This window comes from Collinsella sp. CM84Y_54 (assembly GCF_036317945.1).
GTDB lineage: Bacteria > Actinomycetota > Coriobacteriia > Coriobacteriales > Coriobacteriaceae > Collinsella.
Genome location: NZ_JAWQCX010000003.1, coordinates 349,049 through 365,764 on the forward strand (window position 1 = coordinate 349,049; position 16,716 = coordinate 365,764).

Here is a 16,716-nt window from a genome sequence, read left to right on the forward strand (position 1 = left end):
CCCTCGAAATTGAACGTCAGATTGGCGTGAATGCGGCTCGCGTAGCGTCAAGTGGTCCGCCGTTCGGTAGAACGGCGGAACTAGATCACGACGCCGTTGCAGTGGTCGATTTCGTGTTGGATGATCTCGGCGGTGTAGTCCGAGAAGTTTTTGATGCGGTGGACGAAGTTCTCGTCCAAATACTCAACCTTAATGCGGCGATAGCGGGTACATGGACGCTCGCCGATTAGCGAGAGGCATCCTTCGCTTGTCTGATAGGCATTGACCTGCTCAAGAATTTGAGGGTTGTACATGAGCAGCGACTTGCTGCCGTCCTTTACGCAGATGATGCGTTTGCGCACGCCGATCATGTTGGCGGCGAGGCCCACGCACTCGTGCTCATGCTCGTGGAGCGTATCCAGGAGGTCCTGCCCGGTCGCGGCATCGTCGGGTCCCGCGTCTTCGGAAGGCAGGCGCAAAAAGAACTCGGATTTCATGATGGGCTTAATCATGGCGGGCTCCTCATGTCTTATGCTTTCGTGGACTTTTAATAATAGCGCGGAAGGAAAGCTGCGCGTCCGCGTTACAATCTTTCGACGTTGGACCATGTTGCCAGATTCGTCGTGTACGGCGTCTGGTGTAAGTCTAGGGCTCATTTTCGCCCTGGACTGTTCCTCTGGGGCGATGCGATTGTCGTTCTAAGAGGAAGGAATTTCATGGGGACCAAATCCCAAAAGCAAACTCAATCACCGTCGACAGCCTCGGCGATTCTCGTCGTAATGTATGTTGCAGCCTTTGTTGCCGCGTTTAACGAGAACATCATTAACGTGGCGTTGCACGACATTATGGCGGCCTTTTCGGTGAGTGCCACCACGGCGCAGTGGCTCGTTTCGGGCTACATGATCGTGACGTCGATCTTTACGGCCATCATGGCCTTTCTGTCCGGCCGTTTCTCGACGCGCAAGCTGCTGTTTTTCGCATGCGGATGCATGGTCGCCGGCGAAGTCCTGTGTCTGATCGCTCCGTCGTTTAGCGTTTTGCTGCCAAGTCGTATTTTGCAGGCTGCGGGATCGGGCATCTTGTTCCCGCTCATGATGAACGTGGTGCTGTCTTGCGCCCCGCGCGAGAAGCTCGGTCTGTATCTGAGCCTGGGCGGTGCCTGCATTACGCTGGGGCCGGCGTTTGGACCCGTGATCAGCGGTCTAATGTGCACGTTGTTTGGCTGGAGAGCGGTGTTCGTAGTGCCGCTGGTGGGCGGCATTGTGGTCGCTGCGGCGGGCGTAAAGCATGTTCAGAATGTCGGAGAGCGCTCGAACACCACGCTTGATAGTCTGTCGGTTGTTTTGCTCGCTGCCGGTATTACGGCATTTGTGTATTCCGTAGGCGAGTTCTCGACCAATTTGATTGCCGGTGTCGTGGCGCTTTTCGCCGCCGTTGTGCTGCTCGGCCTGTTTGCGGCCCGTCAGCTCAAGCTCGAGCATCCGGTGCTTAACGTGCGTCCCATGGCGAGTGTTCGTTTTTGGCCTGCGTGCTTGCTTGTGGTGGTATCGATGATGACGACGTTCTCGATGAGCGTTTTGTTGCCGCTCTATTTTGAGGGCGCATACGGCATGACCGCACTTGTTGCGGGCTTGCTCATTTTGCCGGCAATTGCCTGCAACGCCGTGACCTCGATTGTGGGCGGACGCGTGATGGACGCCCGTGGCGCATGGCCGCTGCTGCCGGTCGGCTTTGCCCTGATTGCCGTGGGGCAGACTGCCATCTCGGTGACGGCGGTGAGCATGAACATCGGCGTCGTCGTGGCGCTGACCGTTGTGGTGTATGCCGGAGTCGGTTTGGTGCTGAGCCCCTCGCAAACGGCCGGCTTGGAGACGCTGCCTGGCGCTGAGCATCCTCACGGAACGGCATTGCTCAACACGTGGAACATGATTGCCGCATCGTTTGGCCCGTCGCTGTTTATCAGCCTGCTCTCGAGTTCTGCGGCGACTGCCGGCGCCGCTGGCGTTGCGACCGACGTTGCCCAGGCGATTGGATTTGCGGCGGCCGTGCGTGTGGCGGCTGTAATTGCCGTGGTCGGGTTCGTGGCGTCGCTGGTGTACGCTCGTCGCGAGTCGCACATGTCGCATTAATGTGTGCACATAGATTCTGCAGCTAGATTAGCGAGCGACACCATAAACTAATGGACGTTTTGCCGAGAGGCATGAATGTTTAAAGCGCAAAGAGTGCGCGACGGGCCCCGCGAATGGGGCGATGATGCCCGAGAGGGCCAAGAAGGAGTCTCATGTCTGAGAACGAAGAGATCATGAACGAGACCGAGAACGAGACCATGGCTGCCGAGGTTGAGGCAGTCGAGACCGTGGAGACCGAAGCTGCCGAGGTTGAGGCTGCTGACGAGGTTTCCGCCGAGGAGGAGGCCGAGGTTGTCGAGGCCGCCGTTGATTACGATGACGAAGAGCTGATGGACAAGATGCAGAAGGCCGCCCGCCTGCTGCGTAGCCGTCGCTTTGCTATTTCCAAGGAGGAGGAGGCCAAGGCCGAGCGCATGGCGAACATCGAGCGCGCCATCAAGCTTCTTGACCTCAAGCCCAAGATGGAGCAGAAGGAAATGTCCGACCTGCTGGGCATGCGCCTTCGTGAGCTCGATGGCCTGATGGCCGAGGCCGAGGCTGCCGATCTGGTCGGCCGCATCGACGACGCCGAGGGCGATATGCGCAAGATCGTCGTCTTCGCTGCCGAGGATGCCGCTGAGGGCCTGGTCGAGCTTGCCAACAAGAAGGAGAAGCTCCTGCCCGAGCTTTCTTATGAGGGGGCCACCGAGCTGATGGCCGCTCTCGATAAGGTTATCGCCCCGCTCGTCGCCATGGGCCTGGACGAGGACCGCGGTCCTCGCGGCGGCCGTGACGACCGTGGCGGCCGTGGCGGCGACCGTGGCGGTCGCGGCGGCTTTGGTGATCGCGGTGGCCGTGGCGGCGACCGTGGCGGTCGCGGTGGCGATCGCGGTGGTCGCGGCGGCTTTGGTGACCGTGGCGGCGACCGTGGCGGTCGCGGCGGCTTTGGTGGCAACCGTGGTGGCTATGGCGATCGCGGTGGCAACCGTGGCGGCTTCGGCGGCAACCGTGGTAACGACCGCGGCGGTCGCGGCGGCGACCGTGGCGGCCGCAACGGCGGCGGCTTCCGCGGCAACCGTTTTTAGTTACGGCGTTTTACCAAACGCCGTAACCGGCCGACGCTGCGCGGGCCGCATTTGGACAATCTGACGTTCAACTTCAAGGGCGCGACCAGAAGGTCAGCGCCCTTTCGTTTCACGCCACCTTGTCACAAATGCGACCCGCTCGCTGACTTATGCTCAACCTATGGCGTCATCTCGCCCCAAAAGGGCCTCCCTCGCTCTGGCGGGTTTTCGCTGTCGGTAGCAAAATATCGGCGTTGCCTTGATCCAAACCTACCAAAAGGGGGACAAGTTTATTTTGGTCGGTTTTATCTGGGCAAACGTGGTCGTCTATCGCAATGTAGTCATTGGGGATGTTCTTGTTGGACTAGTCGTTTAAGAACGTCCAACGACTGCATAGCATGAGAGTGGAAATCTACGCTCGTTCGTTTTTGCCTACATTTGGAGGAAGAGCTCGTGGAGGCGGGCGTCGTCGTCGAGCTCGGGGTGGAAGGTGACGCCGAGCTGGTTGTCTTGACGGGCGGCGACGATGCGGCCATCGACTTCGGACAGGGCCTTGGCATTGCCGTGCACCTTGACGATGCGGGGTGCACGGATAAATGTCAGCGGCACTTCACCGTCGATACCGTCTACCCGCCCCTTGGTGCGAAAGCTGCCGAGCTGTCTGCCATAGGCATTACGCTCAACGAGCACATCCATGGTTGCCAGGCGCGGCGTCCCCTTATCGTCGTGGGCGGCAAGGTCGCGCGCCAGCAGAATCAAGCCGGCGCAAGTCCCCAATACAGGCATGCCTTCAACAATGCGGATGCGAAGCCCCTCGAGCATACCGAGTTCGGCAAGTAGCTTGCCCTGAACGGTGGACTCGCCGCCGGGGAGGACCAGGCGGTCAAAGTTCTGCTGCAAATCGGCCGCCTGCCTCAGCTCAATACAGTGCGCGCCCAGCTCAGATAGTCTTGCCTCGTGCTCGGCAAAAGCGCCTTGGACCGCCAGCACGGCGACCGTTTGGTCTGCATAATCGCTCATGTGCGATCCTTTCTGCTGGACTAGCGCCCGCGCTCCTCCATGATGATCTCGATCTCGTCGGCGTTGATGCCCACCATGGCCTCGCCCAGGTCCTCCGAAAGCTCGGCAATGAGCTTGGCGTCGGTGAAGTTTGCCACAGCCTTAACGATGGCGGCGGCGCGCTTGGCGGGGTCGCCACTCTTAAAGATGCCCGAGCCGACAAAGACACCCTCGGCGCCCAGCTGCATCATCAGCGCGGCGTCGGCGGGGGTCGCTACGCCGCCGGCGGCAAAGTTCACCACGGGAAGCTTGCCCGTGGCATGAACCTCGCGTACCAGCTCGACCGGAACCTGCAGTTGCTTGGCTGCCTCAAAGAGCTCATCATTGCGCAGGGCGACAACGTCGAAGATCTGCTTTTGGATCTTACGCATGTGGCGTACGGCTTGGACGACGTCGCCCGTGCCCGGCTCGCCCTTGGTACGAATCATCGTGGCGCCCTCGGCAACGCGGCGCAGTGCCTCGCCCAGATCGCGGGCGCCGCAGACAAACGGCACGTCAAACTGGGTCTTATCGATGTGATAGACGTCATCGGCGGGGGAGAGAACCTCGGACTCGTCGATGTAATCGATCTCGATGGCCTGCAGGACCTGCGCCTCGACAATGTGGCCGATGCGGCACTTGGCCATAACGGGGATGGAGACTGCCTCTTGGATGCCCTTGATCATCTTGGGGTCGCTCATGCGCGAGACGCCGCCTGCGGCGCGGATGTCGGCCGGAATGCGCTCGAGTGCCATGACGGCGCAGGCGCCCGCCTCCTCGGCGATGCGTGCCTGCTCGGGCGTGGTGACGTCCATGATGACGCCGCCCTTGAGCATCTGCGCGAGCTCGCGATTGAGTTTGACGCGATCGGCCTTGCTGGTCTGTTCTGCCATGGTTGCTCCCTTGATTGGCATGTGCATTGCTTGACGGAACATCCTATCGGGGAGCTGGGTATGGCAAAATACTCAGTTTTCGAGATAATAACAAGGTCAGACTAATACCAGACTGAACAGCTCGATAAGGTCAGGTGGTAAACTCATGCTTGACTACAATTTGGAAAAACGTGGCGAAGCATCGCTCTATGAGTATGTTTACCAGCAAATTCGAGATGATATCGTAGCTGGACGCATTGCGGCGGGGGAGCATCTTCCGTCTAAGCGCGCCTTTGCCAGTCATCTGGGAATCAGTGTCATTACCATCGAGAATGCATATAGCCAGTTACTTGCCGAGGGTTATATTTGCTCAAAGCCGCGGCGTGGCTACTACGCTTGCGAGCTTCCTGATGCACCGGTTTTGCCTTTGGCTACAGGGAACATCGACCGAGATGCCGTCTCTGTGGGTCCTAGCGCGCATGATGCCAACGGACAGGTCGAGCGATTCGATGCGCTCTCTCCTTCCGCTTTGGAGGCGGCGCGGCTTTGGCAAAGCGCACTGCGGGCGACGCTGGCATCCGAAGACGAGCGCGAAATCTTCTCGCCCGCGCCCGCGCAGGGCACCGCTCGGCTACGACGCGCAATTGCTCACCATCTGCGCGGGACAAGGGGTATGAATGTCGACCCCGACAACATCGTTATCGGTGCAGGCGCCCAGCTGCTCGATACCATGTTGGTTCAGTTGCTTGGCGCGGACAAGGTGTATGCCGTTGAGGACCCGGGCTATTTGCGCCTGACGCGCATCTATCAGGCTATGGGTTGCAAAGTTCGGCATATCCCGTTGGATGATGACGGCGTGGACCTGAGTGCTCTGCAGAAAACCGGGACCGATGTCCTTCACCTGATGCCATCCCATCAGTATCCGACCGGCCTTGTGACGAGCATTGCGCGTCGCTATGCGCTGTTGAGCTGGGCTGCCGAGCGACCAGGTCGGTATCTCATCGAAGATGACTTTGATTGTGAGTTTCGCCTTGCCGGCAAGCCGATTCCCGCGCTCGCGTCGATCGATGCCTCCCAGTCGGTTATCTACACCAACACGTTTTCGAAGAGCCTGTCATCGGCGTTGCGTCTAGCGTACATGGTGTTGCCCGATGAACTGATGGAGCGGTTTAGGCGCAACCTTGGTTTCTACGCCTCGTCGGTGAGTTCTGTTGACCAGGTCGCTTTGGCACGTTTGCTGGAATCGGGTGATTACGAGCGGCATGTGAACCGCGTGCGTGTTCGTGCTCGCGAGGCGCGTGATGGCCTGGCGGCGCTTGTACGGAAAGCGTTTCCGGCAGGGGAGGTCTCGATCGAGCATGCGGACGCGGGCCTTTACTGCACTGTTGTTGCGGAGCGCGGAACGGGTGGAAGCTCTTTTGCGCGGGCTCTCACGCGCTCGGGTATTCCGTTTATCGATATCAGTGACTGTTATTGGTGTGCCGATGGTGCATTTGTCCCTGAAAACTCAAGTCAAATTCTTGTTCAGTATGACGATCTGAATCCAAAAGTGCTAACTACCTTGGAATTGCAGCTAATGGGGGGGGGCGCTCTGCAATCTAAGTGAGTAGACTTTTGGCATTTTGGCGACCAAGCCGTTTTACCACAAGCTATCTACCTGCGACTTTATAAAGCAATTTGGCTGGTCTGCACGGCAAGTTCGAAAAAGTCTACTCACTTGCCGCGCAAAGCTTCTGCATGAGAAAAAAAATGGGGTTTTCAACAGTGCTTCGTCCAGCTCTCGGCAAGCTTTTGGTCAGTTGGGGAGGGCTGTTGAAAACTTAGCAGTCCGTTCGGTGCCATTTTTGTTGCGTTCGCGCCAATGCGAGACCGATTGGGTTGAAATCCGTGTTTTCCTGTGCCTATGAAGGATCTACTTTGTGACATATCGGCTTTTAGGTACTGGCGTTTGCCTCCTCAAGTCCGCGCTTTGTGTCCGCCGTTTCCACGACCGGAAGAAGACCGGCAGCGATATGATCTCGCCCGCAACCCGACGGCTGCAGTCGCGCTCGGTTTTCCGTTGTATACATTGGTTCGGACGAGAAACAAACGGACCTGCCCTGTCAGCATTAGGCAGCGGCTGTTCCTTGGTGAGCTCCCCAGGGAATCTGTGTTGGAAACGGAGCATGGATTTTTGGTCACGTCTCCTCTACTGACGGCATTTATCATGTCTCGACATCTGACGGATCTCCAGCTTCTTTTTGTGTTGGCGGAGATGTGTGGCTTGTTTGCGGTGTGTGCTCTGCCGGTGGCGCTTGAGGCGGAGCTTTCGCGTGCAATTGATTCGGGCGCGATTTCGACAACGTTCGGTTGGGTGCGCTGCCCGTCCGAGGACGGCATCACTTCAAGTTTATGGCGTCGAGACGCTTTGGTTTTGGGCAGAGACCTTGACCGTTTTTGTTCAGATGTTTGCGGGATGCGTTACGGCAATAGATTTATGGCGGTATCGCAACTCGTTCCATTGGGTGCCGCGTCGCCTTTTGAGGTCGAGGCGTATTTGTTGCTTGGACTGCCGCGAGCCCTGGGAGGCGAAGGGTTTTTGCGGCATAGAGCTCAATGTCGAAGTGACGCTAAGCACAAGTGCTCGAGCGATTGTGGGAAAGTCCCGTGTATATATCGACCTACTTCTCTCTTCGCCGGACGGCAAGCGACAGGTGGCCATTGAATGTCAGGGAAAGGCCTCGCACGGACGCGCAGGGGATGGCTTGCGTGACGCTGACCGCATGACAGCCCTTCAGGCCATGGGCTACGATGTACTTCTCCTGACACACAGACAGATATCCGATGAGGATAGATTCCGCGCGATCGTTAAGGCCGTATGCAGGATGCTCGATGCTGAATATCGTGATAAAAGCTCAGATGAGCAAAGGGCTGAGACATTACTCCGGTCTGAACTATTCGTTGACTGGACAAAATTGGGAGTAATCGACGAAAAGATGCCCGTTAGACACAAAATAGCTCGATCGTGGACGGCTGCGAAACTAAGTGAGTAGACTTTTGGCTTGATGGCGACCAGGCCGTTTTTGCAACAAGTCATTTACCTGCGACTTTATAAAGCAATATGGATGGCCTGCTCGGCAAGTTCCAAAAAGTCTACTCACTTATTTTTTGACGAGAATCCGATGCCTAAGGTGGTCCTATTTCAGGGAGTTAACAAGTTCGTGAGGCACGAAAAAGGCCCGAACCATGCGGTCCGGGCCTTATCGAGCTAAAGATTGTCTCTCAGGCGGTTGGCTTAGCCAAAGTAGCGCTTGAGCAGGCCGGCGAAAGCCTTGCCGTGGCGGGCCTCGTCGCGAGCCATCTCGTGCACGGTGTCGTGGATGGCATCGAGGCCGGCGGCCTTGGCGCGCTTGGCAAGATCGGTCTTGCCGGCGGTGGCGCCGTTCTCGGCCTCAACGCGCATCTCGAGGTTCTTCTTGGTGGAGTCGGTCACGACCTCGCCCAGGAGCTCAGCGAACTTTGCGGCGTGCTCGGCCTCCTCGTGAGCAGCCTTCTCCCAGTACAGGCCGATCTCGGGGTAGCCCTCGCGATGAGCGACGCGAGCCATGGCCAGGTACATACCGACCTCGGAGCACTCGCCCTCAAAGTTGGCGCGCAGGTCGGCAACGATGTCCTCGGAGACGCCCTCCATCTTGGCGACACCCACGACGTGCTCGGCAGCCCACTCGAGCTGGCCCTCCTCCTGCTTCAGGAAACGAGAACCGGGAACGCCGCACTGGGGGCATTTAAAATCCTCGGGCAGCTGGTCGCCGTCGAACTCTTCCACATAACCGCAAACGGGGCAAACAAACTTCATGATTCGATCCTTTCGATCGATGGCGATTGCGCGCTCGTCCGGTCCCGTAAGGGCCCTCTCCGGACGTGCGTCTTGACGAGTTCTATTATCCATAAATGCGACCAAATGTGAAGCCTATTAGGAATGATTTTTAATAAAAAAATTATAAGATATGAAGATGTTGATTGATTAACGATTGGCAGGCCGTCTTTGACCGCCGCTGAGTACAATCGGTCGAGCAAATGTTGACCAATCAACAAATGAGGGAGTTTCCTTTATGCATCTAGCCCGCCGCGCCTGGTGCCGAACGTATCGAACGGTTTTTCGCATCGCATTGCCGGTGCTGCCCTATACCGAGCCACGCATTCTGGAGCATGCTGAGGATGCGCCCGCGGTGCTTCAAAAGCGCTCGATCCAGAAGGTCCTTATCGTGACAGACCCTGGTATTGCACGTTTGGGGCTCACGGCATCACTCGAGCGTGCGCTTACGGCTCAGGGGATTGGCGTTACGGTCTATGCCGAAACGCGTGCGAACCCCACGGTCTCAAACGTGGAAGAAGCGGCGTCCCTGTATCGAGAGCGCGCCTGCCAGGCCATTATCGGCTTTGGCGGTGGCTCGGCCATGGACTGTGCCAAGGGCGTGGGAGCACGTATCGCGCAGCCAAACAAGCCCATCAACAAGATGCGCGGGCTGCTGCGGATTCATCGTCGTCTGCCGCTGCTCATCGCCGTTCCCACCACGGCAGGCACGGGAAGCGAGGTCACGCTTGCGGCGGTAATTACCGATGACGAGACGCACTACAAGTACCCCATTAACGACTTTGTGCTTACCCCGCGCTTTGCGGTGCACGACCCCGAGTTTACGCGCGGTCTGCCCGCCTCCATTACGGGGCAGACGGGCATGGACGCCCTGACGCATGCCGTCGAGGCGTTTATCGGGCGAAGTACTACGCCCTATACGCGCAAGATGGCGCGACGGGCGGTGCAGCTCATCCACGACAATTTGCTCGAGGCCTATGAACATGGCGACGACATGCGTGCGCGTCGGAATATGCTTTCGGCGGCGTATAAGGCGGGTGTTGCCTTTACGCGCTCCTATGTTGGATACGTTCATGCCATCGCACACAGCCTGGGCGGGCGTTACGGGATTCCGCACGGCTTGGCTAACGCTATCATCCTGCCGCATATGCTTCGCGCCTATGGCGAAGCTGCTGCTCCTAAGCTCGCCGATCTCGCCCGCATGGCCGGCATCGCGCCGGTGACCGCGCAGGACAGCCTGGCGGCCGAGGCCTTTATCGATTGGGTCGATCGAATGAACGCCGCCTTGGACATTCCCAAATATGTGGCGGGCATTCGCCGCTCCGACATTCCCGAAATGGCGGCACATGCCGATGCCGAGGCCAATCCGCTGTACCCCGTTCCGCTTTTGATGGCCCGCTCGGAGCTCGAGCATATGTACGAGGTCGTCGCGGGTGGTATGTTTGAGGACGAGAACTAGGAGGGTGCCATGAACACCGAGGAAATTGCGTGCATCGTCGGCGAGCAGCGCGCCTACTTTAAGACGCACGCTACGTTTGATGTCGATGCTCGCCGCCGCGCACTGGTGCGCCTGCGCGATGCGGTTCGTGCGCACGAGGGCGATATCGCCCATGCGCTCAAGACCGATTTGGGAAAGTCGCATGACGAGGCATATATGTGCGAGATCGGCACGTCGCTTTCCGAGATTCGCCATCAGATTGCGCATGTGGCCCGATGGAGCCGCCCACGCCTGCGCCCCTGCGACCTCGCCAATGCCATTAGTGTGTGCAAGACGCAAGCCGTGCCCTATGGCGTCACGCTCATCATGGCTCCGTGGAACTACCCGTTTTTGCTGACGCTCGAGCCACTCGCCGGTGCCCTTGCCGCGGGCAATACTGTGGTCATCAAGCCGAGCGCCTATGCTCCGGCATCGAGCGCGGTGCTCAGGCAGATTTGCGAAGAAGCATTTGATTCGCGCCTGGTGACGGTCGTCGAAGGCGGGCGTGCCGAGAATAAGGCGCTGCTCGATGAATGTTGGGACAAAATCTTCTTTACCGGTAGTGTTCCGGTCGGCAAGCTCGTCATGGAGCGCGCGAGCAAAAACCTCACGCCCGTGACGCTTGAGTTGGGCGGCAAGAGCCCCTGCATCGTGGATGCGACGGCAAACTTGAAGGTCGCGGCGCGGCGTATCGCCTTTGGCAAATGGCTCAACGTGGGGCAGACCTGCGTGGCGCCCGACTACCTGCTGGTCGATGCGCGCGTGCACGACGAGCTGCTGGGCCTCATCAAGGAGGAGGTCCGCCGTATGTTTGGCGAGCATCCGCTCGATAACGAGGACTACGGGCATATCGTCAACGCCAAGCATTTTGCGCGCGTGTGCGGGCTGATCGATCCCGATAAGGTCGTGCTTGGAGGTACCGCGCGCGAGGCTTCGCTCAAGATCGAGCCGACGATTTTGGACGGCGTGTCCCCCGATGACGCCGTGATGCAGGAGGAAATCTTCGGCCCCATCTTGCCAGTGCTGACGTTTGAGAGCCTTGACGAGGCCGAGACGTTTATTACGGATCGCCCGACGCCGCTGGCTCTGTATATCTTTAGCCAGGACCGTGCGGCTCAGCGGCGCTTTGTGCGCTACGTGCCCTTTGGCGGAGGCTGCGTCAACGACACGATCATGCACTTGGCTACGAGCCATATGGGCTTTGGCGGCATGGGTGCGAGCGGTATGGGCCAGTACCATGGCCGCGAGAGTTTCGATGCGTTTAGTCACAAGAAGAGCATCGTGAACAAGGCAACCTGGCTGGACGTGCCATTCCGCTATGCGCCCTACGCAAGCTGGAAGCACAAATTCGTGCGCATGTTTGTACACTAGAATGGGATAGAAGATAGGGATAAAAGTGGCCGTCCCCGCGTAAGCGAAGACGGCCACTTCTCACGATGAATACGTGTATCGGAGTTGACAAGACCCGCTGCCACGGGTGCCATCCGCGTATTCCTATCTTATTTGCAAGCGCTCTGTCATGTGAGCGTTGCGACAAATGAGCAAAAGGCATGGGCGGGTGAATCTGTGTCCGCACGAGTTCGTAGACTTCTCAATAAGGTTAAGCGCCGGTTTATCCGGCCGTTAGAGGAGCTGCCATGTACGAGCCTTCACGTGTTCTTCTGTCGTTTCATATTGCGGGATTTCAGTATGCCGACGGTGCCTTGGTCCTGGGGGATCTTAAGGTTGGCGATAAGCTGCCACTGTGTGCCGAGCGCGATAACCCCCATGATCCCGAGGCGGTTGCAATCTACTACGGCAAGACCAAGCTCGGCTATGTTCCGGGAAACGAGGTCGGCCCGCTGTCCTTGATGATGTATTACGGCCACGAGGACGTGTTTGAGGCCCGCGTGCAACAGGTTGCCCCCGAGCGCAGCCCGTGGCATCAGGTGCGCGTTGGCCTTTATGTGGTGGATGCTCGCTAGTCGGCAATGGAGGCGGCCATGTTTGACGACGATGGTCTGTTTGATCTGACGGATGACCCGTTTGAATGGGATATGCTGCTCGACGATGATGAGCTGGAGCAGGACCGTAAGAAGCGGCAGAACAAGAAAACTCAGGGTGACGCTTCGAACAAGCAGGACAAGCGCCGCCGCGGACTGTTCGGCGGGCTCTTTGGATAACCGCCGCATCGCTGCGTCTGTATACTTAGCACGAGTTGAACACGTTGCGAAATGAGGACAGAGACGATGATGTGGTTTACCGCCGACCTGCACCTGGGCGACACGAATATCCTGCACGACATGGATCGACCGTTTGATTTGGTCGAGGAGATGAACCGTAAGGTCGTCGATGCCATCAATGAGTGCGTGGCGGCGGACGACCGCCTCTATATCCTGGGAGACTTTACGTATCGCTTGCCCATGGCGGAGGCGGTGCGCCTGCGCGAGCGCATCGAATGCCAGAACGTGACACTCATCCGTGGCAACCATGATGGCGACTGGGAAGATTCCGGCGCACCGCAGATTTGGGAAGACGTGCGCGATTACCTGGAGATTGCTCCCAGCTATGCCAAGGGCCATCGTCTGGTTATGAGCCACTACCCCATGCTCAGCTGGAATGGTAAGGCGCGTGGCGCCATCATGCTACACGGGCATATCCACAGCAGAGGAGACCGCACCAACGTGCGCAACCGCGATCGCGAGCGCCCCATCTTTCGTTACGATGTCGGTCTCGATGCCAACGACTACAAGCCCGTAAGCCGAGACCAGATCTTGAGCTTCTTTGGACTGTAGCTGCAAGTGCAGGTAGAATGAACGCGCCGTGTGGATGGTCTGCACGGCGTGTTTTAGTAGGAGCGATGATTCCATGAGGGCTGTCCAGCGCATTAACCACAACGCTGCCATCTGCGAAGACGGCGCGGGGCGCCAGCTCATCGCGTTGGGTCGCGGTATCGGCTTTGGCGATATGCCGCACGATGTCGATTTGGATGTCGTCACCCGCACCTTTTACGGTATCGATTCCAAGTACCTGGCGTTTATCGACGAAGTTGATCCCGAGGTGCTGGAGTTTTCCGCCCAGCTGGCCGATATCGCAACTGGGCAACTTTCGTACGAATTGAGTCCTAATCTGCCCATTACGCTGGCAGATCATATCCAGTTTGCCATTAAGCGCGCCCGCGAACATATGGTGGTGTCGTTGCCGCTCAAGCGCGATCTGGAGCAGCTGCATCCTATTGAGTATCGATTGGGCGAGCTAGCCGTTCGCGGCATTAAGAAAACTTTTGCCATTCGCATGCCCCAGAGTGAGGCCGCGGGCATTGCCATGTCGATTATCAATGCGGCGATTAAGCCGAGTGAGCGGCGCGTGCTTGCCGAACAGCACGAGGAGCATCTGCTCGACATGACGGTTGCAATTATTCAAGAAGAGTTGGGTGTGACGGTCGACCGCTCGTCGTTTGCCTTTACTCGCTTTGCCACCCATGTGCGCTATCTGCTCGACCGCGTGGCAAAGAAAGAGCCGATTGATACCGAGAACTCAGGTCTCTACGACGTGCTCGTGGAGCAGTATCCGGCGGCATCGCGCTGTGCTCATCGTATCGACGATCTGATTCAAGAGGCCTTTGGCGAGCCATTGGCCCAAGAAGAGCTCGTCTATCTGATCATGCACGTGAATCGCGTGGCTCCCACCAGCCTGGATAGATAGGGGGTCTCTGGCGCCCCCTTTCCGTTATGGCGACCGTTTGCGGGCCGTTTGCTACCGTTCATCGGTAATCTGAGCCGCAGCGAACGCATCTGCCGCATATACTCGCCGTGTGTTGGGTGTTACTCACGGCGCAGCTCCGAGAGGCACTACCGATTCTGCCGAGGCCATTATTGGGTCTCTGTCGGTTGTGCGCGGGGCTTTTTTCATGTCGATCCACCCGGGAATCACATGCAATGAAATCTCTTGCCAACGGATATCGCGTGCTGCGCAGGCACGAGCGGAATCGTGCGTCTTGATGCTGTGAAGGCCCACAGACCTTTAGTTGGAAGAGAAGGGATTCGACATGGCTGTCGATAACAAGAAGATTGCCGAGGACGTGCTTGCTGCCGTCGGCGGCGCCTCCAATGTGACGAACGCGACGCACTGCATGACCCGTCTGCGTCTGAACCTTAAGGATCAGTCCATCCCCAATGACGATGAAGTTAAGAAGATCAAGGGTGTTCTGGGTGCCCAGTGGTCTGGCGGCCAGTATCAGGTCATCATCGGTCAGAACGTACCGAAGGTCTACGACGCCGCCATTGCGCTGGGAGTTAAGGGCGAAGGCTCCATTGACGAGAACCTCGATGGCGGCACCAAGGAGCCGCTGACGCTCAAGACTGCGGGCAACAAGATCCTCAACTATCTCTCCAAGACCATGGTCATGACGATCCCCATCATCATGGGTGCTGCCATGTTCCGTACCATCGCTGTGGTTTGCGGTGACGGCATGCTCGGTATTTGGTCTGCCGACTCCGACATCTACAACTTCTTCTACAGCTGGATTTATAACGCTGGCTATTATTTCCTTCCCGTTTATTTGGGTTGGGCTGCTGCGAAGCAGCTTGGCTGCAGCCAGCCACTCGGCATGATGCTCGGCGGTGTGCTCATTGCTCCTGAGTTCATGACGTTGGTCAACGCTGCGGCGGATTCGGGCGTAACGACCACCATGGTCTACGGCGTGCTGCCGGCCCAGCTGAACAACTATTCCTCCACCGTGCTTCCCATGGTTCTGTCCATGCCGGTGCTTATGGTCGTCGAGAAGTTCATGAAGAAGGTCGTTCCCGACATGCTCTCTACGGTGTTTGTACCCGTGGGCACCATGGCCGTTATGATCCCCGTTTCGTTGTGCGTGCTGGCTCCGATCGGCTCCATCCTGGGCAGCATGGTCGGCAACTTTATGTTCGGTCTCGGTAACGCCGGCGGCATTGTCACCATTCTCTCCCTCGTCGTCATTGCCGCACTTTGGGAGTTCCTGGTTATGACCGGTATGCACCAGGTCCTGCTTGCCCTTGGTATTGTGCAGCTGCTCACCCTGGGCTCCGACTCCTGCGTTATGGTCGCGGCCGGTATCTCTCAGTTCGCTACGTGGGGCATGGCCTTCGGTGCCTTCCTGCGCCTTAAGGAGACCGACGAGAAGGGCGCCATGCTCGGCTTCTCGCTCTCCGGTATCGTGGGCGGCGTGACGGAGCCCGCATTGTATGGCTGTGGCTTTAAGTACACTCGCTGCCTGGGCGCCATGGTTGCCGGCGGTGCTATCGGCGGTTTGATCGCAGCCCTCACCAATGTGACAACGTATGTTCTGGGCGCGACCAATATTCTGGGCGTCACCGGCTTTGTTGCCGGCGGAACGGCTAATCTCGTCTGGGGTTGCGTTGCATCGGGCGCTGCATTTGTTGCCGCCGCTGCCATCGCCTACCTCTTTGGCTTTAGCAAGGATCAGCTCGAGGAAGATGTTGATGCCGCTAAGGCTTAAGACATCTGTTTAGGTAGGATAATTACCTGGGGCACTTGGCTACACTCCAAGTGCCCGTTTCCATAGATTGGAGTCGTTGTGAAGCAATTGCTTATTCGTGCCGATGATCTTGGTTATTCGTACGCCGTTGACTTGGGGATCGCCCGTAGCGTCAACGAGGGCTTGGTGCGCTCAGCGGGCCTTATGCCAAATATGCCCGAGGCCGAGCGTGGGTGGTCGCTCGTGGCGGATGCCGATATTGCAGTGGGCCAGCATACCAACGTGTGCCTGGGCAAGCCGTGTGCCGACCCGGCGCTCATCCCGAGCATGCTCAACGAGAACGGCGAGTTCCATAGCAGCCGTACCTTCCGCGAGCATTTTAAGCGCGGCGAGGAGCTGATAGACTTCGACGAGGCCTGCATCGAGATTCGTGCGCAGCACGACCGCCTTGTCGAGATTGTGTGCCGCGAGCCCGATTACTTTGAGGCCCATGCCGTCATGAGCAAAAATCTTAACCGAGCGATCTCGACGGTTGCTCAGGAGCTGGGCCTTAAGGAGCAAAAGGCAAGCTTCGACCCGACGGCGGTGGTGCGTTGCGGAGATACCGACCTGCGCATGGTGATGCGCTCGATGGAACCGGGCTACGAGCCCAAAGAGGCAATCATGCAGACAGTTCGCGAGATGTCCGACGGCGAGACGGTCGTCTTTGTGTGTCACCCGGGCTATCTCGATCGTTTTATCCTTGAGAACAGCTCGCTTACGGTCGATCGTGCCAAGGAAGTCGATGCGTTGACCGATCCTGAGCTGCGCGCTTGGCTCGAGTCTCAACCCGATCTTCGCCTGATCGACTACCGCGACCTGTAAAGACCC

Annotated in this window: 15 protein-coding genes; 11 read left to right on the forward strand and 4 right to left on the reverse strand. The window is 58.1% G+C overall.

All coding sequences use genetic code 11. The annotated features are described in order from the left end of the window. Positions 1 to 80: 80 nt before the first annotated feature. Positions 81 to 491 (reverse strand): peptide deformylase, encoded by a 411-nt coding sequence (locus V2391_RS06720; protein ID WP_329738710.1) that lies wholly within the window; start codon positions 489 to 491, stop codon positions 81 to 83. Between the two features lie 204 nt (positions 492 to 695). Between V2391_RS06720 and V2391_RS06725 the strand changes: the two genes are divergently transcribed. Further along, positions 696 to 2,108: an MFS transporter gene (locus V2391_RS06725; protein ID WP_329738711.1), complete on the forward strand. Its 1,413-nt coding sequence runs from the start codon at positions 696 to 698 to the stop codon at positions 2,106 to 2,108. 152 nt (positions 2,109 to 2,260) lie between these two features. Further along, a complete protein-coding gene (locus V2391_RS06730; protein ID WP_329738712.1) occupies positions 2,261 to 3,172 on the forward strand; it encodes a hypothetical protein in 912 nt (303 codons plus the stop codon). 411 nt (positions 3,173 to 3,583) lie between these two features. Here the strand turns inward: V2391_RS06730 and pdxT are convergent, their stop codons facing one another. Beyond that, the gene (gene pdxT, locus V2391_RS06735; protein WP_329738713.1) at positions 3,584 to 4,171 is read right to left on the reverse strand and encodes a pyridoxal 5'-phosphate synthase glutaminase subunit PdxT; all 588 of its coding nucleotides are present in this window, start codon (positions 4,169 to 4,171) and stop codon (positions 3,584 to 3,586) included. A 20-nt stretch (positions 4,172 to 4,191) separates the two neighbouring features. Next, positions 4,192 to 5,082, reverse strand: coding sequence for a pyridoxal 5'-phosphate synthase lyase subunit PdxS (gene pdxS / locus V2391_RS06740; protein ID WP_329738714.1), 891 nt, complete (start codon positions 5,080 to 5,082; stop codon positions 4,192 to 4,194). A 145-nt stretch (positions 5,083 to 5,227) separates the two neighbouring features. On the opposite strand from pdxS, the gene pdxR reads away from it, so the two are divergent. Further along, on the forward strand, positions 5,228 to 6,667 hold the full coding sequence (pdxR, locus tag V2391_RS06745) for a MocR-like pyridoxine biosynthesis transcription factor PdxR (RefSeq protein WP_329738715.1): 1,440 nt from the start codon (positions 5,228 to 5,230) through the stop codon (positions 6,665 to 6,667). A 1,668-nt stretch (positions 6,668 to 8,335) separates the two neighbouring features. On the opposite strand, the gene V2391_RS06750 is transcribed toward pdxR, so the two are convergent. Next, positions 8,336 to 8,896, reverse strand: a complete 561-nt coding sequence (locus tag V2391_RS06750; RefSeq protein WP_022094328.1) for a ferritin family protein — start codon at positions 8,894 to 8,896, stop codon at positions 8,336 to 8,338. A 256-nt stretch (positions 8,897 to 9,152) separates the two neighbouring features. On the opposite strand from V2391_RS06750, the gene V2391_RS06755 reads away from it, so the two are divergent. From V2391_RS06755 to V2391_RS06790, 8 genes are all read left to right on the forward strand, one after another. Beyond that, complete coding sequence (locus V2391_RS06755) at positions 9,153 to 10,373, forward strand: iron-containing alcohol dehydrogenase (protein ID WP_329738716.1); 1,221 nt, start codon at positions 9,153 to 9,155, stop codon at positions 10,371 to 10,373. Positions 10,374 to 10,382: 9 nt separating this feature from the next. Next, positions 10,383 to 11,762, forward strand: a complete 1,380-nt coding sequence (locus tag V2391_RS06760) for an aldehyde dehydrogenase (RefSeq protein WP_329738717.1) — start codon at positions 10,383 to 10,385, stop codon at positions 11,760 to 11,762. A 266-nt stretch (positions 11,763 to 12,028) separates the two neighbouring features. Then, a complete protein-coding gene (locus V2391_RS06765) occupies positions 12,029 to 12,355 on the forward strand; it encodes an HIRAN domain-containing protein (protein ID WP_329738718.1) in 327 nt (108 codons plus the stop codon). A gap of 18 nt (positions 12,356 to 12,373) precedes the next feature. Beyond that, positions 12,374 to 12,553 carry a hypothetical protein gene (locus V2391_RS06770; protein ID WP_329738719.1) on the forward strand — a complete coding sequence of 60 codons (180 nt, stop codon included), beginning with the start codon at positions 12,374 to 12,376 and terminating at the stop codon, positions 12,551 to 12,553. A 66-nt stretch (positions 12,554 to 12,619) separates the two neighbouring features. Continuing rightward, complete coding sequence (locus V2391_RS06775) at positions 12,620 to 13,165, forward strand: metallophosphoesterase (RefSeq protein WP_329738720.1); 546 nt, start codon at positions 12,620 to 12,622, stop codon at positions 13,163 to 13,165. Between the two features lie 73 nt (positions 13,166 to 13,238). Further along, a complete protein-coding gene (locus tag V2391_RS06780) occupies positions 13,239 to 14,075 on the forward strand; it encodes a PRD domain-containing protein (RefSeq protein WP_329738721.1) in 837 nt (278 codons plus the stop codon). A 343-nt stretch (positions 14,076 to 14,418) separates the two neighbouring features. After that, a complete protein-coding gene (locus tag V2391_RS06785) occupies positions 14,419 to 15,867 on the forward strand; it encodes a PTS transporter subunit EIIC (protein WP_329738722.1) in 1,449 nt (482 codons plus the stop codon). Between the two features lie 78 nt (positions 15,868 to 15,945). Further along, positions 15,946 to 16,710: a ChbG/HpnK family deacetylase gene (locus V2391_RS06790; RefSeq protein ID WP_329738723.1), complete on the forward strand. Its 765-nt coding sequence runs from the start codon at positions 15,946 to 15,948 to the stop codon at positions 16,708 to 16,710. The last annotated feature ends 6 nt before the right edge of the window (positions 16,711 to 16,716 follow it).